Consider the following 19,675-nt stretch of genomic DNA (forward strand, 5'->3'; position numbering starts at 1 on the left):
AGTCTCCTAGGCCAGCATCGCGGCGGGTTGCTCGATATACGCCTTGAGTGTCTGCAGGAACTGCGCGCCCATGGCGCCGTCCACCACGCGGTGATCGACGGCCAGCGTGCAGCTCATGATGTTGCGGATGACCATCTCGCCTTTGCGGACGACGACCCGCTCCTCGCCGGCGCCGACCGCCAGGATCATGGACTGCGGCGTGTTGATGATGGCGCCGAAGTCGCGGATGCCGAACATGCCGAGGTTCGAGATGGTGAAGCCGCCACCCTGGAACTCCTCAAGCTTCAGCTTGCCGCTCTTGGCGCGGCTGGCGAGATCCTTCATCTCGATCGAGATCTGCGCCAGGCCCTTCATGTCGGCGTTGCGCACGATCGGCGTGATCAGGCCGCGATCCGTGGCCACGGCGACGGAGATGTCGACCGCCCCATACTGGATCATCTCCTCCTCGGTCCACGAGGCGTTGCACTCCGGATGGTCGCGCAGCGCCTTGGCGCAGGCCTTGATCACCATGTCGTTGACCGAGACCTTGGTGCCCTTCTTCTCGACGACGGCGTTGATCGCCGTGCGCGCCGTCAGCAGCGCGTCGATCTCGAAGTCGACCGTCAGGTAGAAATGCGGGACGGTCTGCTTGGACTCGAGCATGCGCCGGGCGATGACCTTGCGGATGCTGGTATGCGGCACACGGCTGTCGCCGGGGGCGACAAACACCGGTTGGCCGCCGGTGGCCGGCGTCGGGGCAGCAGCCTTTGGCGCAGCCTTGGGAGCCGCCGCAGCCGGAGCGGCGCCTGGCTTCGCGTTCTCGACGTCGGCCTTGACGATGCGGCCGTTTGGCCCGGAGCCCTTGAGGCCGGCGAGGTCGATGCCCTTGTCCGCCGCTATGCGCTTGGCCAGCGGCGAGGCAAAGATGCGGGTGCCGCCAGGGGAAGCGGCCGGCTTGGCCGCCGGTGCAGGCGCGGCCGCGGGAGCCAGCGCTGCCGGCTTCTCTTCGGCCTTGGGCGCCGGTGCGGCAGCGGCAGATGTCGCAGGCTCGGCGACGTCCTTCTCGCCTTCTTCCAGCAGGACGGCGATGACGGCGTTGACCTTCACACCTTCGGCGCCTTCCTCGACCAGGATCTGGCCGATCTTGCCCTCGTCCACGGCCTCGACTTCCATCGTGGCCTTGTCGGTCTCGATCTCGCAGATCACCTGGCCGGACTTGACCGCGTCACCGACCTTGACGTGCCACTTGGCGAGCTTGCCCTCCGTCATGGTGGGCGAGAGCGCGGGCATCAGGATGTTGATCGACATGCCGTCTCTCCCGCCTCAGCGATTGCAGACCGCGCGTGCGGCCTCGACGATGTGCGTCGATTGCGGCAACGCCATCTTCTCAAGGTTCGCCGCATAGGGCAGCGGCACGTCGAGACCGGCAACGCGCTTCACCGGCGCATCGAGATAGTCGAACGCATGCTCCATCATCAGCGCCGACAGTTCGGCGCCGATGCCGGCGAAGGGCCAGCCCTCCTCGCAGGAGACGAGGCGGTTGGTCTTCTTGATCGACTGCACGATCGTCTCGGTGTCGAACGGGCGCAGGCTGCGCAGGTTGATGACCTCGGCGTCGATGCCGTGCTTGGCCAGTTCCTCGGCCGCCTGCAGCGCCTTGCCGACCATGATCGAGAAGGCGACGATCGTGACGTCCTTGCCCTGCCGCTCGATCTTGGCCTTGCCGATCGGCAGCACGAAGTCGGGATCCTCCGGCACGTCGAACGACTGGCCGTAGAGGATTTCGTTCTCGAGGAAGATCACCGGGTTGGGATCGCGGATCGCGGCCCGCAGCAGTCCCTTCGCGTCCGCGGCGCTCCACGGCGCCAGCACGCGCAGGCCCGGCACATGGGCGTACCAGCTCGCGTAGCACTGCGAATGCTGGGCGGCGACGCGCGAGGCGGCGCCGTTGGGACCGCGGAACACGATCGGGCAGGTCATCTGGCCGCCCGACATGTAATGCGTCTTGGCCGCCGAGTTGATGATCTGGTCGATCGCCTGCATGGCGAAGTTGAAGGTCATGAACTCGACGATCGGCTTCAGGCCGCCGAACGCCGCGCCGACGCCGAGACCGGCAAAGCCGTGCTCGGTGATCGGCGTGTCGATGACGCGCTTCTCGCCAAATTCCTCCAGCAGGCCCTGGCTGATCTTGTAGGCGCCCTGGTACTGCGCGACTTCCTCGCCCATCAGGAACACCGATTTGTCGGCACGCATCTCGGCGGCCATCGCCTCGCGCAGCGCCTCGCGCACGGTGATGTGCTGCGTGCCGCCCTTCCATTCCGGCTCCGGTGCCGCAGCAGCGACGGCGGGCGCCGCCGGCGCCGCGTCGGCTTTCGGCTTCTCTTCGGCCTTCGCTTCAGCCCGGGGCGCCTCGGTCCTGGCAGCGGGCGCCGGCGTAACGGCATCGGCGGCGCTCTCGCCCTCCTCGGCCAGCACGCAGATCGGCGTGTTCACGGCGACGCCCTCGGTGCCTTCCTCGACGAGGATCTTCGCGACGGCGCCCTCGTCGACGGCCTCGACTTCCATCGTGGCCTTATCGGTCTCGATCTCGCAGATCACCTGGCCGGACTTCACGACATCGCCGACCTTGACGTGCCACTTGGCGAGCTTGCCCTCGGTCATGGTGGGAGACAGGGCAGGCATCAGAACCTGAATGCTCATGGGATCAGGCCTCGACCAGAATGTCGGTCCACAGCTCCGACGGATCGGGCTCGGGACTGTGTTGCGAGAACTCGGCGGCGTCGTTCACGATCTTGCGGATCTCCGCGTCGACCGCCTTGAGAGCGGCCTCGTCGACGATCTTGGCGTCGAGCAGGCGCTTGCGAATGTGCTCGATCGGGTCGCGCTCGTTGCGGAACTTGTCGACCTCTTCCTTGGTCCGGTACTTGGCCGGATCGCTCATCGAATGGCCGCGATAGCGATAGGTCTGCATCTCGAGGATGTAGGGGCCCTGCCCGCTGCGCGCATGCTCGATGGCCTTGGCGCCGGCCGCCCGGACCGCCAGCACGTCCATGCCGTCGACCCGCTCGCCCGGGATGCCGAAGGCCTCGCCATGGCGGTAGAGCTCGGTAGTGGCCGAGGCGCGCTCGACCGAGGTGCCCATGCCGTAGCGGTTGTTCTCGATGATGTAGACCACCGGCAGCTTCCAGAGTGCTGCCATGTTCATGGCCTCGTAGACCTGGCCCTGGTTGGCGCTGCCGTCGCCGAAGTAGGTGAGCGATACGTTCTTGTCGCCGTTGTACTTGTGCGCGAAGGCGAGACCGGTGCCGATCGGCACCTGGGCGCCGACGATGCCGTGGCCGCCGTAGAAGCTCTTCTCGCGGCTGAACATGTGCATCGAGCCGCCCTTGCCCTTCGAGTAGCCGCCGCTGCGGCCCGTCAGTTCGGCCATGACGCCCTTGGGGTCCATGCCGCAGGCCAACATGTGGCCGTGGTCGCGGTAGGAGGTGATGACGGCGTCCTTGTCGCGGACGCTCGACTGCATGCCGACCACGACCGCTTCCTGGCCGATGTAGAGGTGGCAGAAGCCGCCGATCAGGCCCATGCCGTAGAGCTGGCCCGCCCGCTCCTCGAAGCGGCGGATCAGCAGCATGTCGCGGTAGTAGGCCTTGAGTTCGTCGGGGGTGACGCTGTTGTCGCCCGGCCCGGATGATTGCTTGGGAGGCGACTTCGCCTTGGCGGGAGAAGTATCGACTTTCGGCTTCGTGGCCGGCTTCGCCATGGCAGTCCCCTCGTGAACGCGCTTCGGCTTATAGCATCGCAGAGGGCGATGTGTTTGATCTAGCAGGAAAAAACACACTCGCCGCGCGTGCGCCGCAGCAATTGAGCGATTGTTTGCAAACCATGGATCGCACCGGACAGTTTCTTTCAGATGACCGCGAGGCGAACCTTGAACACAGCGTCACCGAGATCAAAACGTCGTCAGCGCGTCGGCATGAAGACGATGACGTCGTCCTTGCGCGCGAAGTTCAGCAGGACGCGCGCGCGCTCGTCCAGCATGTCCGGTTCGAGGCTCTGGTTGCGCAGCGCCGCGACGCGGCGTTCCCAGATCTTGCGGGTCGTCTCGGCCTCGGCGAGGTTCTGCTCGGCGACCAGCACTTCGCGCTGGAGATGGGCCATGGCCAGCAGGCCGCGGTCACCGTTCACCAGGTGGTATCCGAAATAACCGAATACTGTGGCGAAGATGACGGGAGCCAAAATCTGACGGGGTCTCAACAACATATGCGGCGTTCCTGCAGGCATATGGCAACATGTGGTGGCCTTCCGTCAAGATTTTTCGTTTGATTGGAGAGGCTTAGCGACTGTGAAAGGGCGGACGGCATGAGCGGACTGATCATCTGGACGTACGACTGGGTGCCCAAGGGCCCGCGCGGCTTCGTGCGCGACCTCCGGCTGCGATGGGCCTGCGAGGAAGCCGGTCTCCCCTATTCCGTGCGCACCGTGCCGTTCGATGGGCGCGAGACCAATCACCTGGCGCAGCAGCCGTTCGGCCAGGTGCCCTTCCTGACCGATGGCGACCTGAAAATGTTCGAGAGCGGCGCCGGGCTGATGCATCTCGCCCGCAAGAGCGAAAAGCTGATGCCGCGCGATCCTGCCGGGGAAGCCGCGACCCTTCAGTGGATGTTCGCCGCGCTCAACTCGATCGAGATGGTGAGCGTGCCATGGTGGTTCCTGACCATGACGGGCCAGCCCGACAATGCCCTCACCGGCTGGATGGGCAACCGGCTCGACCAGCTCGAGAAGGTACTGGGCGGGCGGCAATGGTTGGCGGCCGATCGCTTCACCGCAGCCGACCTGCTGATGGCGGACGTCCTGCGCGTCGGCAAGGTCCGCGCCTTCGGTGACCGGCCGGCGACCGAAGCCTACGTGACCCGCGTCACCGACCGACCCGCGTTCAAGAAGGTCCACGCCGACCAGATGGCACATTTCGCGGCGGCCGACGCGAAAAGAGCGGCAGCTGACTCTTAGTCAGCTTGCGCTCCGGGCTTCAGCGCTATCCATAGGCCCGCCAAGACGCATGCAAGGCCAAGCAACGCCGCCACCGGCAGAGGCTCGCCCAGCAGCGCGGTGCCGCCCAGCGCCGCCGTCACGGGCCCGAGCCCCAGGAAGATCGTGACCAGCGTCGGCGGCGCATTCCCCAGCGCATAGACCCATAGGAAGAAGCCGATGCCGCTCGACACGCCGATGAATACGATGGCCGCCGCCTCTCCGGCCGTGAAGGCGGGCCACGTCGCGAACAGACCTTCGGCGCCGGCAATCCCCGCCAGCGCCAGGACGGCCACGAACATGGCAAAGGCGGTCACGGGCAGCGCCGAGTAGCGCGCGACGTAGGGCGCGTAGGAGATCGAGCAGACGGCGCCGCAGAAGGCCGAAGCCAGCGCCGCCGCCGTGCCCAGCCACGCTGACCCGTGCTGCGGCTCGGCCGTGATCGCCGCCCCTCCCAGCGCGATCGCGACGCCCGCGAAGGTGAGCAGCGCGCCCGCGATCTTGGCTGGCGTAAATCGCTCGCGCCCGAGCAGCGCCGACAGGGTCATCGTCATCAGCGGGAAGGTCGAGAACAGCAGCGAGGCGCGTGCCGCGGGGATGTGCAGCAGCGAATAGTTCAGCAGCACGATCAGCGCCGCGAACTGGCCGATCCCCAGAAGCCCGATCGGCACGAGATCGCGCGGAGCGATGGTTCGCCAGGGCCGCAGCCATAGCGCCGGCACAAGGCAGACGAGCCCGATCAGGTAGCGCAGGAAGCCCAGTGACCCCGGCCCCGCCGCATCGACGACATAGCGCGTCGCCACCATCGCGGCCCCGACCTGGATGCCGGTCCCGGCGGCGGCCCAGAGCGGGCCGGGCCGGCTCACAGATCGAGGCTCCAGAACTGCCCGACCAGCTTCTTGCCGAAACTGTCGTGCTTCTCCTCCCGGATGAGCCGGAAGCCGGCCGCGATGTAGATCTTGCGGGCCGAGACCAGGATGTCGTTGGTCCACAGCATCAGCTTTTTGTAGCCCTTCGCGCGGGCATCCTCGATGCAGGCCGCGACCAGACTCTGGCCGATGCCGAGGCCGCGCGCCGAGGGTTCGACGTAGAGCATGCGCAACTGTCCAGTGGTCTTGCCGGCGCGCACGAGGAAGACCGATCCCGCGATCTCGCCGTTGCGCTCGGCGATCCAGCAATTGTCCGACTTCGGGTCGAACTTCCGAATGAACTTTGCGGAAATCTCCGCGAGCATCGCCTCGAAGGTCCCGTCCCAGCCATACTCGGTGGCATAGAGCTGGGTCTGGCGGCGGATGATCCAGCCGAGGTCGCCCGGCTGGTGCGGCCGCAGCGTAAAGGGCACGCGCTTTTCCGGCGGCTCGTCGAGCAGCGACTCGACGGTCTCCAGCGCCTTCACGAGCCTGTCCTGGCGCGCGATCGGCAGTTCGGCCAGCAGGTTCGCGATGTCCTGGCGCGAGCGCTCGTTCATGGCGGCCCACAACCGCTGGCCCTTGGCCGTCAGGGTCAGCTCGGTCTGGCGCTTGTCGGCGGTCGACCGCTTGCGCGCGACGCAGCCCCGCTTCTCCAGTGCCTGCAGCAGCCGGCTGACATAGCCCGGATCGAGGCCGAGATCGCGGCAGAGTTCCTGCGCCGTCGGACGGTCGCGGTTGGCGATCTCGTAAACCAGCCGCCCCTCGGGCAGGGTGAACGGGCTGTGCAGGAGGGTCTCTTCCAGCACGCCGATGCGGCGGGTGTAGAAGCGCGAGAAGCGGCGCACCGCCTCGATGCGGGACGCGAGCGACGACACTGCCATGGCAATCTCCCCAGAAGGTTGCCATGGTCAATCAAGTCTTTGACTTCGTCAACTATTAGACAGGCAGAGCAAGGATCCTTCGCTGCGCTCAGGATGACACCTGTTTTGGGGTTGGCGCACTGCATAGGACCCAACAGCCGTGTCATCCTGAGCGCAGCGCAGGACCTTTCCTCTTCCTCTGAACAAGAAAAAGGGCCGCCGCAGCGACCCTTGATCATTCCCGTCCCGCCGAAGCTCAACCCCGCAGGATCGATGTCCCGGCGTAGCGCGCCTGGGTGCCGAGCTGCTCCTCGATGCGCAGGAGCTGGTTATACTTGGCCAGCCGATCAGAGCGCGACAGCGAGCCGGTCTTGATCTGGCCGCAGTTGGTGGCGACCGCGAGGTCGGCGATGGTCGCATCCTCGGTCTCGCCCGAACGGTGGGACATGACGGCGCCGTAGCTGGCGTTGCGCGCCATCGAGACCGCTTCCATCGTCTCGGTCAGCGTGCCGATCTGGTTGACCTTGACCAGGATCGCGTTGGCGAGCCCGTCCTTGATGCCCTGCTCCAGGCGCTTCGGGTTGGTGACGAACAGGTCGTCGCCCACCAGCTGGATCTTCTTGCCGAGCTTGTCGGTGATGGCCTTCCAGCCCTTCATGTCGTCCTCGGCCATGCCGTCCTCGATCGACACGATCGGGTAGCGCTTCACGAGATCGGCGTAGTAGTCGACCATGCCGGCGGCATCGAACGACTTGCCCTCGCCCTCCATCTCGTACTTGCCCTTCTTGAAGAACTCGGTCGAGGCCGGGTCGAGCGCCAGCATGACGTCCTCGCCGGGCTTGTAGCCGGCCTTCTCAATCGCCTTCATGACGAAGGACAGCGCCTCGTCGGCGGTGGCGAGGTTCGGGGCGAAGCCGCCCTCGTCGCCCACGTTGGTGTTGTGGCCGGCATCGTGCAGCTGGCCGCGCAGCGCGTGGAAGACTTCCGCGCCCATGCGCAGCGCGTCGGCGAAGCGATCCGCCTTCACCGGCATGATCATGAATTCCTGGATGTCGATCGGATTGTCGGCATGGGCGCCGCCGTTGATGATGTTCATCAGCGGCACCGGCAGCACCGAGGCCTGGCTACCGCCGACATAGCGATAGAGCGGCAGGCCGCTGTCCATCGCGGCGGCCTTGGCGACGGCCAGCGAGACGCCGAGAATGGCGTTGGCGCCGAGGCGGCCCTTGTTCGGGGTGCCGTCGAGCTCGATCAGGGCGCGGTCGATCTTGATCTGCTCCAGCGCGTCGAGGCCGGACAGCAGGTCCATGATCTCGCCGTTCACCGCCGCTACCGCCTTCAGAACGCCCTTGCCGCCGTAGCGCTTCTTGTCGCCGTCGCGCAGTTCGACCGCCTCGTGGGCGCCGGTCGAGGCGCCGGATGGGACGGCCGCGCGGCCGACCGCGCCGCTGTCGAGTTCGACCTCCACTTCGACGGTGGGATTGCCACGGCTGTCGAGGATTTCGCGGCCGCGGACTTCAGCTATGGCGCTCATGAGAAAAACTCCTGTTGGGCGGGGCCTCTCTAGCCGCGCGCATGTCGGGGAGCAAGTGACGCGATGGCCCTCGCTTCCTATACTCCGCCGCCCGATCCGCTGCCGCCTGGGAGAAGCGACCATGCCCGATCAGACTCACCACCACCAAGCCACCGCCCCCGTGGAGAAGCGCGTCGACGCGATCCAGGAAGCCTTCCAGGAGCGTGGCATGGAGCCCGAGAATTTCATCCGCGAGTTCAAGCATCTCGCCGAGGAGGAATGGGTGCCGGAAAACGGCGCGCGCGTGGTCGCCAAGGCCTGGACCGATCCCGCCTTCCGCGAGCGCCTGTTCGCCAACGGCCGCGACGCCGTCACCGAACTCGGCCTGTCGATGCCGCCGCATCACCGGCACCTGGTCGTGCTGGAGAACACGCCGAAGGTTCACAACGTGATCTGCTGCACCCTCTGCTCGTGCACGGCCTTCTCGATCATCGGCCTGCCGCCGGACTGGTACAAGGACCTGGAGTACCGCGCCCGCGTCGTGCGCCAGTCGCGCACCGTGCTGAAGGAGATGGGGCTGGAGCTGCCGGCCGACATGGAAATCCGCGTCTGGGATACCACGGCCGACACCCGCTACATGGTGCTGCCGGTGCGCCCCGCCGGCACCGAGGGATGGTCCGAGGAGAAGCTCGCCGGACTCGTCACCAAGGACGCCATGATTGGCGTCTCGCGCCTCTAGGACGGAGAGACAGTCATGGACGGCATGCACGATCTCGGCGGCAAGCATGGCTTCGGCCGGGTCCGCTATTCGCTCCGCGCCCAGACCTTCCACGAACCGTGGGAGAAGCGGGTCAACGCCCTCTATTCGCTGGCCGTGAAGCTCGGCATCTTCAACATGGACGAGTATCGCCACGCCATCGAGCGCATGGAGCCGCGACACTATCTGTCGGCCAGCTACTACGAACGCTCGTTGACGAGCCTCGCGACCCTGTGCGTGGAGAAAGGCATCCTCACCCAGGAGGAGCTGGATCGCCGCGCCGGAGGCGCCTTCCCGCTTTCCTCGCCCAGCGCACCCGGCCGCGGCAACGTCGCCACGCGCGAGACGCTGAAGGTCGGCGACAAGGTCACGGTGAAGACGGATTACGTTCCGGGTCACGTCCGCATGCCGGGCTACATTCGCGGCAAGAGCGGCGTCGTGGTCGGCGTGTCGCCGCCCTACCCGTTCCCCGACGCCCATGGCCACGGCATCGAAGCCGAAGACGAGCCGACTTACGACGTCCGTTTCGATTCGCGCGACCTGTGGTCGGACTCCGCCGACCCGGCCTTCGTCCATGTCGGCGTCTTCGAGAGCTACCTCGAGCGCGCGGCGTAGGCTTATTGGACGTTGAGCCTTACACCCCCGCCGCGTAGCGCGGCAGGTGCAGGCGGAGCAGGTCGAGGATTTCGTCGCGCAGCGGGTCGCGTGCGTTGCGCAGCCAGGCGGCTGCCATCGGCAGGAGGTCGAGGCCGAGCGCGTCGCGGGAGGCGAGCGGCACGAAGCGGACGCCCGTGACACCCAGGCGTGCCGCCGACCGCGGCACGATCGCCACGCCCAGGCCGGCGGCGACGAGGTGTACGATGGTCTGCTTCTCCTCGGCACTCTGCGCCAGCTTGGGGCGAAGGCCGGCCCGCTCGAACAGTTTGATCGTGAGGTCGTGGCTGTGCGGCCGCGCGCTGCGGTCGGGCACGATCATCGGCTCGTCCGCCAGCGCCTCGATGGAAAGCCGGCGCCGGCCCGCCAGCCGGTGACGCGACGGCACGGCGACGACCGGCGTCTCGTGGAAGAGCATCATCGTCTCGATCCGCTTGTCGAGCCGCTCGGGCGGCCGGATGAAGGCGATGTCGAGCCGGCCCGACAGGAGCTTCGGCACCAGGCGCACGGTCTTGTCCTCGACGAGCTGCACGGCCGCCGCGGCGCGCAATTCGCGAAAGTCGTGCAGCAGCGCCGGCACCAGGCCGGCCGCGGCGGTGTCGATCGCGCCCACCCGGATGAGGCTGCGCGACCGCCGGCGGCCACGCTCGCGCACCTCTGCGGCGAGCGCATCGGCCCGCGCCAGCAATCCACGGGCATCGTCGACAAAGGCCGCGCCGTCCTGCGACAGCATCACGTTGCGCGTGGTACGCAGCAGCAGGGGAGCACCGAGTGAGGTTTCGAGCAGGCGAATCGCACGGCTGAGCGCCGACGGCAGCATGTCGAGACGGCGTGCCGCCCGGCCGAAGTGAAGTTCCTCGGCGACCGCGACGAAGCAGCGAAGCTGATGCAGGTCCACGGCCGGGATTATATCAGAAATTTGTATAATCCAGTGCCGATTGCGCCCGCGCGCCGCCACCCGTAAGGAGACTCCAAACAAGAATCCAAGGGAGCGAAACCATGAGCCTTTTCCGTCGTGCCCTGCTGACCGGGGCGCTGTTGGCCGCTGCAACCGTCGCTTCGGCCGGGCCCGCCCTTGCGCAGGCCGCCTATCCCAACAAGCCGATCACGCTCGTGGTGCCTGCCGCGGCCGGCGGTCCGACCGACACGGTGGCGCGCCTGATCGCCGAATCGATGACCAAGACGCTGGGCCAGACGGTCGTGGTGGAGAATGTCGGCGGCGCCGGCGGCACGATCGGCATGGCCAAGGTCGCCCGCGCCGCGCCCGACGGCTACACGATCGCCGTCTGGCATATCGCGCAGGCCACCGCCCCCGCCCTCTATGACGGCCTCAAGTACGACGTCGTCAGCGACTTCGACCATCTCGGCCGCATCACCGACGTGCCCATGACCCTGGTCTCGAAGGCCGCCCTCCCGCCCAAGGACATCGCCGAGATCGTGGCCTGGATGAAGGCCAACCAGGGCAAGGCGACCTACGGTCATGCCGGCATCGGTTCGGCCTCGCATCTCTGCATGCTGATCCTGATGAAGGAACTCGGCATCAAGATGGAAGGCGTCGGCTATCGCGGCACCGGGCCCGCGATGAACGACCTGATCAGCGGCACTTTCGACGTGATGTGCGACCAGACGACCAACACGACCGGGCACATCAAGGATGGGCGCATCAAGGGCTACGCTGTCACCACCAAGTCCAAGGTCTCGTCCGTGCCCGGCCTGCCGACGCTGGACGGCGGCGTCCTGCCCGGCTTCGAGGTCTCGGCCTGGCATGCGCTGTGGGCCCCCAAGGGACTGCCCAAGGACGTGACCGACAAGCTCGTGTCGGCCCTCAAGGTAGCGCTGAAGGACCCCAAGGTGGTCGAGCGCTTCGCCGGTCTTGGCACCGAGCCTGTCGCCGAGGCGCAGGTCAGCCCCCAGGCACTCAAGACCTATCTGGAAGCGGAAGTGAAGCGCTGGGACGCCGTGATCAAGGCGGCTGGCGTCAAGGCCAGCAATTGATCCGGAGACCGTGATGAAAACCTACAAGATCGCCGCCATTCCCGGCGACGGAATCGGCACCGAAGTCGTGTCTGCCGGCGTAGAGGTGCTCGAAGCCATCGCCAAGCGGGAGGGCAGTTTCGCCTTCAAGATCGACCACTTTGACTGGGGAGGCGACTACTACAAGAAGCACGGCCGCATGATGCCGGTAGACGGGCGCGACCAGATCGCCAGGCACGACGCGATCCTCTTCGGCTCGGCCGGCCACCCCGACATTCCCGACCACGTCACCCTGTGGGGCCTGCGTCTCGCGATCTGCCAGCCTTTCGACCAGTACGCCAATGTCCGTCCGACGCGGGTGCTGCCGGGCATCACCTCGCCGCTCCGCCATGTGAACGGCAACGAACTCGACTGGGTGATCGTGCGCGAGAATTCGGAGGGCGAGTATTCCGGTGTCGGCGGCCGCGTCCACCAGGGCTCGCCGATCGAGGCCGCGACCGACGTATCCATGTTCACGCGCGCCGGCGTCGAACGCATCCTGCGCTTCGCCTTCAGGCTGGCGCAGTCGAGGCCTCGCAAGCTTCTCACCGTCGTCACCAAGTCGAACGCCCAGCGCCATGCCATGGTGATGTGGGACGAGATCGCCGTCGAGGTCGCCGCCGACTTCAAGGATGTGACCTGGGACAAGATGCTGGTCGATGCCATGACCATGCGCATGGTGATGAAACCCGGCAGCATCGACACGGTGGTGGCGACCAACCTGCACGCCGACATCCTCTCCGACCTTGCCGCAGCACTTGCCGGCTCGCTCGGCATTGCACCGACGGCCAACCTCAACCCCGAGCGCACCTACCCCTCGATGTTCGAGCCGATCCACGGCTCTGCCTTCGACATCATGGGCAAGGGCGTGGCCAATCCCGTCGGCACTTTCTGGTCGGCGGTAATGATGCTGGAACATCTCGGCGAGCCCGCGGCCGCCGGCCGCCTGATGAAGGCGATCGAACGCGTGACCGCCGACAAGCGCTTCCACACCCCTGACCTCGGCGGCACGGCGCGCACGGCCGACGTCACCAAGGCCGTGATCGAGGCGATCCACGGGGCGAACGTCTAGGACGCTGCAGTAAAATGCCGTCGTCTCGACCGAAGCGCCGAAGGCGCGTAGCGGAGAGACCTTCTCTCGACAAATAGCCAGCTAATCGTTGCACGAAGGTCTCTCCGCTACGCCTCGCTTCGCGAGGCTTCGGTCGAGACGACGGCTATTTTGTTTTCGTCAGAAGGGCGAAACGCTATCGCCAGGCGCTCTTGAGCGCCTGGTCCGTCTTCCACTTCTCGACTGCGGCGACGTCGTTGCAGCCGAAAGCCTGCGGGTTCTTGCGCGGGGTGCTTTCGATCCAGGCGAAGACCAGGCACTGGCCGTAGGTCTTGTCGCCCTGCTTCGTCTCGAACCTGATCTCGATCGTCGTCGCCGCGCCAGCCTTGGCGTCGCCGTAGTCGTCGATGACCGGCGTGATCTCGCCGACGGTGCGGCCGGCCGCCTTGTTGTCGGCGTACCACTTGGCGAAGTCGGCGAACTGGTCACCCGCCACGCCCTTGCCGTCGGCGGCGACGTAGGCCTTGAGGTCCCGCACCAGCGCCTGCGCGGCAGCGTTCGCCTTGGGTTCGGCGGCCTTGCGGCGTTCGGCGAGCCTGTCCTGCAGCGCCTTGAGGACATCGGCGTTGGAGGGCCTGGCCGGCGCCAGCGGGACCGGCTGGGCGGTCTGCGGCGGCGGCGGTTCGAGGCGGCGGATCGGCGCGCGGCTGGCCTCGGCGTTGAGCTGGGCCGCCTCCTGCGGCGTCAGCTTGCCAACGACGGGCGTATTGCGGCCCTTCTGCCACTCGCCGATCGCCTTGATCGTAGCTTCGGATTGCAGGTTGCCGTCGATCGGGCCGTTGTACTTGTCGAGCGTGCGCAGCGATTCTTGGATCTTCTTGCGATCAGGCTCCGGGCTGTTGAGCACGGTCGTGTAGTCGGGCGCGGGCGCAGGCCGTGCCGCGAGAGGCGCCGGAGGCGGCGCGGGTGCCTGGGCCGGCGGGGCGGCGCCCCCGCCTCCGCCGCCTGAAGCACAGGCGGCGGGATTCTGGAAGCAGCGCTCGACCTCGCCAGCACTCTGCGCGACGGCGATAGCGGGCGCGAGCAGTGCGAGACCGAGGAACGTAGCCGCGAAGCGCATGTCAGAGGCCGCCGTAGGTGTTGGCCGCGAGCTGCGCCGGCAGGCCGATCACCATGGTCACCGGCTGGCCGCGCCCGGTCTGGCCGCGGGCGACGATGTGGTCATTCGGTGCGCCGGTCTTGCTCTCGAAGGTGCCGCGACCGGCGAACTTGCCGCCGAAGCAGGACAGCGAAAACTGACCGCTGCCGGGATTCTCATTGGTCATGGTGCCGTTGCACACCTGCTCGCCGCGCGGATTGTCGACGGTGAAGGTGACGGAACGGTCCCGGCCGATCAGCGCGCCGTAGCGCACCAGGCCGTTCAGCCGCGCGACGTTGCCGCGTTCGTCGCGATAGAAAATGGAGGACGGGCCATAGGCGTCGTCGGGCATGCTCGCCTTCGGTACGACGTAGGTCTCGTCGCTGATGACGACCTGGCATCGGCAGTCCACGCCGTAATTCTCGCCGAGCGGGCCAAGCTCCTGAAGACGCCGGTTGCAGTTCGACAGCGCCGTCTGCTGGACCTCTGCCTCGCTCTGCTGGCCGCGGGTGTAGGCGTCGGCGTAGAGGAAGGCGCACTGCTTCGGCATCGGGATGGCCACGACCTTGTGGCTGGCCGAGTTCGTTTCCGTGTTTACCCAGTAGCGGTTCGACATCTCGCTGAAGCGCAGGAAGATGGGATCGCGCCGCTCGGCCTTGCCGTAGGGCGACTGGGACGAAGCCTGCGCCCAGGCGGTCGAGCCGAGCGTAAGGACGGCGAGCGTAACGAGGGCGGCAATGCGGAACATGGCGCCAAATTCACCTGAAAAGGTGACGGAAATGCGACCCGGACGGGGCCTCGCCCTTACCTAGACGAGGCGACTCTGTGTCTTGGCCGCGCCGATGAACGAGGTGAACAGCGGATGCGGCGCGAACGGCCGTGACTTCAGTTCGGGGTGGAACTGCACGCCAATGAACCAGGGATGATCGGGGATTTCGACGATCTCGGGCAGGATGCCGTCGGGCGACATGCCCGAGAAGCGCAACCCCACCTGCTCCAGCCGGTCCTTGTAGTTGACGTTGACCTCGTAGCGGTGGCGATGCCGCTCGCTGATCACGTCCTGGCCGTAAATCTCATGGACCTTGGTGCCGGGCCGCAGATGCGCCGGGTAGGCGCCGAGCCGCATCGTGCCGCCGAGATCGCCGTCGGCGGAGCGCTTCTCGAGCTGGTTGCCCTTCATCCACTCGGTCATCAGGCCGACGACCGCATGGTCGGTCGGACCGAACTCGCTCGACGAGGCCGTCTCGATTCCCAGCAGGTTTCGCGCCGCCTCGATCACGGCCATCTGCATGCCAAAGCAGATGCCGAAGAACGGGACCTTGCGCTCGCGCGCGAACTTCACCGCGTGAATCTTGCCCTCGGTGCCGCGCTCGCCGAAGCCGCCCGGCACCAGGATCCCGTGGACGTGCTCGAGCCGGGCGACGGCGTCGTCGCGCTCGAAGATCTCGGAGTCCATCCACTCCAGGCCGACCTTCACATTGCTGCCGAACCCGCCATGGGTCAGCGCCTCGGAGAGCGACTTGTAGGCGTCGAGCAGCACCGTGTACTTGCCGACCACGGCGATCGTGACCTTGCCCTCCGGCTCGCGCACCGAGCGCACAACGCCGCGCCAGCGGTCGAGATTCGGCTCCTCCTCGGCCGGCAGGCCGAAGTAGCGGCAGACCTCGCGGTCGAAGCCGCGCTCGTGATAGGCAATCGGCACCTGGTAAATCGTGTCGACGTCGCGCGCCTCGATCACCCGTTCCGGCTTCACGTTGCAGAAAAGCGCGATCTTGCGCTGCTCGTTCTGCGGAATCTCCTTGTCGCCACTGCGACAGACCAGCAGGTCGGGCTGGATGCCGACGCTCAGCAACTCTTTCACCGAATGCTGGGTCGGCTTGGTCTTCAGTTCGCCCGCCGTGGGCACCCAGGGCAGCAGGGTGAGATGCACGTACATCGTGCGCTCGCGGCCCAGCTCGTTGCCGACCTGGCGGATGGCTTCGAGGAACGGCAGGCTCTCGATGTCGCCGACCGTGCCGCCGACCTCGACGAGCACGAAGTCTTCCTTGTCGGTATCGGCGACGACGAATTCCTTGATGGCGTCGGTGACGTGCGGGATCACCTGCACCGTGGCGCCGAGATACTCGCCGCGCCGCTCCTTGGCGATCACGGTCGAATAGATGCGGCCGGTGGTGATGTTGTCGCTCTGCTTGGCGTCGACGCCCGTGAAGCGCTCGTAATGGCCGAGGTCGAGGTCGGTCTCGGCCCCGTCGTCGGTCACGAAGACCTCACCATGCTGATACGGACTCATCGTGCCCGGATCGACGTTGAGGTACGGGTCGAGCTTGCGCAGCCGGACCTTGTAGCCACGCGCCTGCAACAACGCGCCCAGCGCTGCCGAGGACAGCCCCTTGCCAAGCGAGGAAACCACGCCGCCCGTTATGAAGATAAAGCGCGTCATGGGCCTACAGCATACAAGCGCTTGAGAAGCGCAGCCATGGGGATATCGCCCCGCCGGAGACTTTTCGGCAGAGGGAGGAAGCGGAATTCATCGGGAACCCTAGCGCGTGGGCGCGGCGGGTTGCGCCGGGGCGGCGGGCGTCATGCCGCCGGGAGCGGCAGGCGTGCCCTGCCCGACCGGCGCGCGATCCATAATCGACCGCGTTGCACGGACCGGGTCGGTCATGCTCCAGGCCATGATCATGCTCAGGACGAAAAAGATCGTCGCGAAGATCGCGGTCATGCGTGACAGGATGTTGGCCTGGCCGCGCACCGAGAAGAGAGCGTCCGAACGGCCGCCCATGCCCAGTCCGCCGCCTTCGCTGCGCTGCAGAAGAATCACGACAATCATCGCGGCCGTCACACCGACATGGATGACGAGCAGCACGAGGCGCCATTCGTGGAGGAAGTGTCTTACGGCGTCCATTTTCGTCCAGCTTAAGAGGGCATCTGCGCCAAGCGCGCGCTTCTAGCCGCTTTAGGCGGCCTTGGCGATAGCCAAAAATTCCGCCGCGACAAGGCTGGCCCCGCCGACCAGCGCGCCATCGACGTCGCCGGCAGCCAGGAGCTCGGCCGCGTTGCTGCCCTTCACCGAGCCGCCATAGAGCAGACGAACGCCCGCCGCCTCGCCCGTCAGGCCACCCAGCACCTTGCGAATGTGCGCGTGGGCTGCGGCGACCTCCGCGACGGTCGGGGTCTTCCCCGTGCCGATCGCCCAGACCGGCTCGTACGCGACCACGAGGTTGGCCGCCGTGGCCCCCGCCGGCACGCTTCCCTCAAGCTGCGTCTCCAGCACCTCGAGAGTCTTGCCGGCCTCGCGCTCGGCCAGCGTCTCGCCGATGCAGACGATCGGGAGCAGGCCCGCACGCCAGGCCGCCTCGGCCTTGGCCTTGACGATGGCGTCCGTCTCGCCGCAATCGGCGCGACGCTCGGAATGGCCGACGATGACGTGGGTGGCGCCGGCATCCTTCAGCATCTCGGCAGACACGTCGCCCGTATGAGCACCGCTCGCCTTGGCGTGGCAGTTCTGGCCGCCGACCAGCAGGCCGCTCCCCTTCGCGGCCTCGGCCACGGCGGCGACGAGCGTCGCCGGCGGGCACACTAGAAGTTCGCGATCGCTCCATGCAGACGCCTTCACGCCGGCGGCAACGTCCCGGGCAAGTGCGAGAGCATCGGCCTTGACGCCGTTCATCTTCCAATTGCCCGCGATCAGCGGCCGCCTCGTACGCGCCATTTTCATTCCCCGTTCTGCTTGAGGCGTATCTAAAGGCGGTGGCGCTTGCGGTCAAAGGCCCGCTTGGTTGCCTGTCCATGGGGCGGGTGGTAGGCATGGCGCCCCGCCAAGAACCCCCGTCCGGTCCGTGAATAACTTCCGCAAGTACGCCCGCTATTTCATTCTGTTCATCCTCTTCGGCATGCTGATCATCAGCTTCGGCCTGTGGGGCGTCGGCGACATGCTGAAGGTGGTCGGGCGCAGCTCCGAAGTGGCGCATGTCGGCGGGACCAAGATCCCTCTCTACGGCTGGGTCGGCGGCGCGCCGGTCTATGCGACCGAGGTCCGCGAGCAGTTCAACCGCCAGCTCGAGGCGATCCAGCGCCAGACCGGCCAGCGCCCCGAGCAGGAGCAGGCGCTGCGCTACGGCCTGCACGTGCGGGCCCTTGAAGAAGTGATCCAGCGCGCCGTCCTCGACTATGCGATCCGCGAATTCGGGCTGATCGTCAGCGACGAGGAAGTGCGCGCCACGATCGCCCGCAATCCGGCCTTCCTGGGTACCGGCGGGTCGTTCGATCCCCTGCTCTATCGCAACCGCCTGCAGCAGGCCCGCATCAGCGAGCCGCAGTTCGTGCTCGACATGCGCCGCGAGATCGCCGCCAGCCAGTTGTTCGGCGCCGTGCGCGCCGACGGCCTGGCCCCGGCATCCCTGCGCGACCAGGTCTTCGCGCTAGAAAGCGAGAAGCGCACCGCCGAGACGATCTACATTCCCGATGCGATCGTCGTCGACGTGCCGAAGCCGACGCCCGAGCAGCTCAACACCTATTTCGAGGCCAACAAGGCCAAGTTCCAGATTCCCGAGTTCCGGGCCTTCTCCTTCGTCATGATCACGGTCGACGACGTGCAGAACCAGGTGGCCGTGACCTCCGACGCCGTGCGCCAGGAATACGAGGCGCGCGCCGCCGAGTTCGGCACGCCCGAGAAGCGCGACGTCGACCAGGCCATGACCGACACCGAGGACAAGGCCAAGGCGATCATCGCCGCCGCCCAGGGCGGCAAGTCGCTCGAGGACGCTGCCAAGGAAGTGACCGGCAACGCCGACGGCGTCATCAAGCTCGGAGCCGTGACCAAGAAGGATCTCCCGCCCGGCCCGCTGGCCGACGGCATCTTCGGCCTGCCGGAAGGCATCGCCCCCGCGCCGATCCAGTCTCCGCTCGGCTGGCACATCGTGCGCATCAACAAGATCGAGGCCGGCAAGGCCGTGCCCTTCGAAGAGGTCAAGGAGAAGCTCGAAACGGACCTGAAGGCGCAGCAGGCGCCCGACCTGCTGATCAAGCTGGTCACCGACTTCGAGCGCGCGCTGAGCAAGACCCAGTCGATGAAGGCCGCCGCCGAGGATCTCGGCCTCAAGGTCAGGACCTACGAGAACGTCGATGCGCGCGGCCAGGATGCCGCGGGCAAGCAGATCGTGATCGGCCCGGCCTCGTCGGAGCTGGTGCAGGCGGCGTTCGCCACGCGCGAGAGTGCGGAAAGTGACCTGCTGGAGACGCCGCGCGGCGAATACTTCATCGTCCGCACCGACCGCATCACGCCGGCCCGCGCGCCGACACTGGCCGAGGTCGAGGACCGCGTGGTCGCGGCCTGGCAGATCGAGGAGCGCCGCAAGCTGGCCGAGACAAAGGTGAAGGACGCGCTCGAGAAGGCCAACGCCGGCACCGACTTCGCGACGCTGGCCAAGGAACTGGGCCTGGAGGCCCGGATCGCCAAGCCGGTCACCCGCTTCGAGGCCGATGCCGGTAATTATCTCAGCCAGCCGGTGGTCGTGGAGCTGTTCAAGCTGGCGTCGGACAAGACCGCTTCCGTACGGACCGCCGAAGGCAGCGTGCTGGTCCGCGTGAAGTCAATCGAGGCACCCGACCTGGCCAAGGACAAGGAGCAGCTCGACCGCTTCGGCAAGCAGCTCGACACGATGGTCGCCAACGACCTGATCCTCCAGCTCATCGCCGCACTCCGCGCCAAGTACGGCGTGACCGTCGACGAAGCAGCCTTCCAGGCGACCTTCGCACCCCAGCAGTAGAAGACC

At 66.8% G+C, this 19,675-nt stretch carries 19 protein-coding genes; 6 read left to right on the forward strand and 13 right to left on the reverse strand.

Annotated features, from left to right (window positions below; genetic code table 11):
* Window positions 1–6: 6 nt before the first annotated feature.
* The 4 genes from KQ910_RS25100 to KQ910_RS25115 form a co-directional block, all read right to left on the reverse strand.
* On the reverse strand, window positions 7–1,287 hold the full coding sequence (locus KQ910_RS25100) for a pyruvate dehydrogenase complex dihydrolipoamide acetyltransferase (protein WP_216966472.1): 1,281 nt from the start codon (window positions 1,285–1,287) through the stop codon (window positions 7–9).
* A 15-nt stretch (window positions 1,288–1,302) separates the two neighbouring features.
* Complete coding sequence (locus tag KQ910_RS25105) at window positions 1,303–2,679, reverse strand: pyruvate dehydrogenase complex E1 component subunit beta (protein ID WP_216966475.1); 1,377 nt, start codon at window positions 2,677–2,679, stop codon at window positions 1,303–1,305.
* 4 nt (window positions 2,680–2,683) lie between these two features.
* Window positions 2,684–3,739, reverse strand: a complete 1,056-nt coding sequence (gene pdhA / locus KQ910_RS25110) for a pyruvate dehydrogenase (acetyl-transferring) E1 component subunit alpha (RefSeq protein ID WP_216966478.1) — start codon at window positions 3,737–3,739, stop codon at window positions 2,684–2,686.
* A gap of 200 nt (window positions 3,740–3,939) precedes the next feature.
* Window positions 3,940–4,260, reverse strand: a complete 321-nt coding sequence (locus KQ910_RS25115; protein WP_369408445.1) for an FtsB family cell division protein — start codon at window positions 4,258–4,260, stop codon at window positions 3,940–3,942.
* 78 nt (window positions 4,261–4,338) lie between these two features.
* Here KQ910_RS25115 and KQ910_RS25120 point away from each other — a divergent pair, with 78 nt between their 5' ends.
* Window positions 4,339–4,986 (forward strand): glutathione S-transferase family protein, encoded by a 648-nt coding sequence (locus KQ910_RS25120; protein ID WP_216966481.1) that lies wholly within the window; start codon window positions 4,339–4,341, stop codon window positions 4,984–4,986.
* Here KQ910_RS25120 and KQ910_RS25125 read toward each other — a convergent pair.
* From KQ910_RS25125 to eno, 3 genes are all read right to left on the reverse strand, one after another.
* Window positions 4,983–5,870, reverse strand: coding sequence for a DMT family transporter (locus tag KQ910_RS25125; protein ID WP_369408446.1), 888 nt, complete (start codon window positions 5,868–5,870; stop codon window positions 4,983–4,985). The two genes, KQ910_RS25120 and KQ910_RS25125, sit on opposite strands and share 4 nt — an antisense overlap.
* Entirely contained in the window at window positions 5,867–6,796 is a 930-nt protein-coding gene (locus KQ910_RS25130; protein WP_216966483.1) for a bifunctional helix-turn-helix transcriptional regulator/GNAT family N-acetyltransferase, read from the reverse strand. The genes KQ910_RS25125 and KQ910_RS25130 overlap by 4 nt, the downstream gene beginning before the upstream one ends.
* Window positions 6,797–7,031: 235 nt before the next feature.
* On the reverse strand, window positions 7,032–8,309 hold the full coding sequence (eno, locus tag KQ910_RS25135; protein WP_216966484.1) for a phosphopyruvate hydratase: 1,278 nt from the start codon (window positions 8,307–8,309) through the stop codon (window positions 7,032–7,034).
* Between the two features lie 121 nt (window positions 8,310–8,430).
* On the opposite strand from eno, the gene nthA reads away from it, so the two are divergent.
* Both nthA and nthB read left to right on the forward strand, forming a co-directional pair.
* On the forward strand, window positions 8,431–9,027 hold the full coding sequence (gene nthA / locus KQ910_RS25140; protein ID WP_216966486.1) for a nitrile hydratase subunit alpha: 597 nt from the start codon (window positions 8,431–8,433) through the stop codon (window positions 9,025–9,027).
* Window positions 9,028–9,042: 15 nt separating this feature from the next.
* On the forward strand, window positions 9,043–9,660 hold the full coding sequence (gene nthB, locus KQ910_RS25145) for a nitrile hydratase subunit beta (protein ID WP_216966488.1): 618 nt from the start codon (window positions 9,043–9,045) through the stop codon (window positions 9,658–9,660).
* A 19-nt stretch (window positions 9,661–9,679) separates the two neighbouring features.
* On the opposite strand, the gene KQ910_RS25150 is transcribed toward nthB, so the two are convergent.
* A complete protein-coding gene (locus KQ910_RS25150) occupies window positions 9,680–10,597 on the reverse strand; it encodes a LysR family transcriptional regulator (protein ID WP_216966490.1) in 918 nt (305 codons plus the stop codon).
* A gap of 101 nt (window positions 10,598–10,698) precedes the next feature.
* On the opposite strand from KQ910_RS25150, the gene KQ910_RS25155 reads away from it, so the two are divergent.
* Both KQ910_RS25155 and KQ910_RS25160 read left to right on the forward strand, forming a co-directional pair.
* Window positions 10,699–11,694 (forward strand): tripartite tricarboxylate transporter substrate-binding protein, encoded by a 996-nt coding sequence (locus tag KQ910_RS25155; protein WP_216966492.1) that lies wholly within the window; start codon window positions 10,699–10,701, stop codon window positions 11,692–11,694.
* Window positions 11,695–11,707: 13 nt separating this feature from the next.
* Window positions 11,708–12,784 carry a tartrate dehydrogenase gene (locus KQ910_RS25160; protein WP_216966494.1) on the forward strand — a complete coding sequence of 359 codons (1,077 nt, stop codon included), beginning with the start codon at window positions 11,708–11,710 and terminating at the stop codon, window positions 12,782–12,784.
* 175 nt (window positions 12,785–12,959) lie between these two features.
* Here KQ910_RS25160 and KQ910_RS25165 read toward each other — a convergent pair whose 3' ends face one another.
* The 5 genes from KQ910_RS25165 to tpiA all read right to left on the reverse strand — a co-directional run bounded on the left by KQ910_RS25165 (window position 12,960) and on the right by tpiA (window position 17,613).
* Window positions 12,960–13,883: a peptidoglycan-binding domain-containing protein gene (locus KQ910_RS25165; RefSeq protein WP_216966496.1), complete on the reverse strand. Its 924-nt coding sequence runs from the start codon at window positions 13,881–13,883 to the stop codon at window positions 12,960–12,962.
* Window position 13,884: 1 nt separating this feature from the next.
* On the reverse strand, window positions 13,885–14,649 hold the full coding sequence (locus KQ910_RS25170) for a hypothetical protein (protein WP_216966498.1): 765 nt from the start codon (window positions 14,647–14,649) through the stop codon (window positions 13,885–13,887).
* Between the two features lie 60 nt (window positions 14,650–14,709).
* Window positions 14,710–16,341 (reverse strand): CTP synthase, encoded by a 1,632-nt coding sequence (gene pyrG, locus KQ910_RS25175; RefSeq protein ID WP_216966500.1) that lies wholly within the window; start codon window positions 16,339–16,341, stop codon window positions 14,710–14,712.
* 99 nt (window positions 16,342–16,440) lie between these two features.
* Entirely contained in the window at window positions 16,441–16,806 is a 366-nt protein-coding gene (secG, locus tag KQ910_RS25180) for a preprotein translocase subunit SecG (RefSeq protein ID WP_216966502.1), read from the reverse strand.
* A gap of 51 nt (window positions 16,807–16,857) precedes the next feature.
* Window positions 16,858–17,613 carry a triose-phosphate isomerase gene (gene tpiA, locus KQ910_RS25185; protein WP_216966504.1) on the reverse strand — a complete coding sequence of 252 codons (756 nt, stop codon included), beginning with the start codon at window positions 17,611–17,613 and terminating at the stop codon, window positions 16,858–16,860.
* A gap of 127 nt (window positions 17,614–17,740) precedes the next feature.
* Between tpiA and KQ910_RS25190 the strand changes: the two genes are divergently transcribed.
* Window positions 17,741–19,669 (forward strand): peptidylprolyl isomerase, encoded by a 1,929-nt coding sequence (locus KQ910_RS25190; RefSeq protein ID WP_216966506.1) that lies wholly within the window; start codon window positions 17,741–17,743, stop codon window positions 19,667–19,669.
* Window positions 19,670–19,675 lie beyond the last annotated feature (6 nt).

It is taken from the genome of Reyranella humidisoli, assembly GCF_019039055.1.
Taxonomy (GTDB): domain Bacteria; phylum Pseudomonadota; class Alphaproteobacteria; order Reyranellales; family Reyranellaceae; genus Reyranella; species Reyranella humidisoli.

Bases quoted from the DNA above. Each gene is read 5' to 3' on its own strand.
- KQ910_RS25100 (WP_216966472.1), bottom strand. From the start codon at position 1,287: ATGTCGATCAACATCCTGATGCCCGCGCTCTCGCCCACCATGACGGAG.
- KQ910_RS25105 (WP_216966475.1), bottom strand. From the start codon at position 2,679: ATGAGCATTCAGGTTCTGATGCCTGCCCTGTCTCCCACCATGACCGAG.
- pdhA (WP_216966478.1), bottom strand. From the start codon at position 3,739: ATGGCGAAGCCGGCCACGAAGCCGAAAGTCGATACTTCTCCCGCCAAG.
- KQ910_RS25115 (WP_369408445.1), bottom strand. From the start codon at position 4,260: ATGCCTGCAGGAACGCCGCATATGTTGTTGAGACCCCGTCAGATTTTG.
- KQ910_RS25120 (WP_216966481.1), top strand. From the start codon at position 4,339: ATGAGCGGACTGATCATCTGGACGTACGACTGGGTGCCCAAGGGCCCG.
- KQ910_RS25130 (WP_216966483.1), bottom strand. From the start codon at position 6,796: ATGGCAGTGTCGTCGCTCGCGTCCCGCATCGAGGCGGTGCGCCGCTTC.
- eno (WP_216966484.1), bottom strand. From the start codon at position 8,309: ATGAGCGCCATAGCTGAAGTCCGCGGCCGCGAAATCCTCGACAGCCGT.
- nthA (WP_216966486.1), top strand. From the start codon at position 8,431: ATGCCCGATCAGACTCACCACCACCAAGCCACCGCCCCCGTGGAGAAG.
- nthB (WP_216966488.1), top strand. From the start codon at position 9,043: ATGGACGGCATGCACGATCTCGGCGGCAAGCATGGCTTCGGCCGGGTC.
- KQ910_RS25155 (WP_216966492.1), top strand. From the start codon at position 10,699: ATGAGCCTTTTCCGTCGTGCCCTGCTGACCGGGGCGCTGTTGGCCGCT.
- KQ910_RS25160 (WP_216966494.1), top strand. From the start codon at position 11,708: ATGAAAACCTACAAGATCGCCGCCATTCCCGGCGACGGAATCGGCACC.
- KQ910_RS25165 (WP_216966496.1), bottom strand. From the start codon at position 13,883: ATGCGCTTCGCGGCTACGTTCCTCGGTCTCGCACTGCTCGCGCCCGCT.
- KQ910_RS25170 (WP_216966498.1), bottom strand. From the start codon at position 14,649: ATGTTCCGCATTGCCGCCCTCGTTACGCTCGCCGTCCTTACGCTCGGC.
- pyrG (WP_216966500.1), bottom strand. From the start codon at position 16,341: ATGACGCGCTTTATCTTCATAACGGGCGGCGTGGTTTCCTCGCTTGGC.
- secG (WP_216966502.1), bottom strand. From the start codon at position 16,806: ATGGACGCCGTAAGACACTTCCTCCACGAATGGCGCCTCGTGCTGCTC.
- tpiA (WP_216966504.1), bottom strand. From the start codon at position 17,613: ATGGCGCGTACGAGGCGGCCGCTGATCGCGGGCAATTGGAAGATGAAC.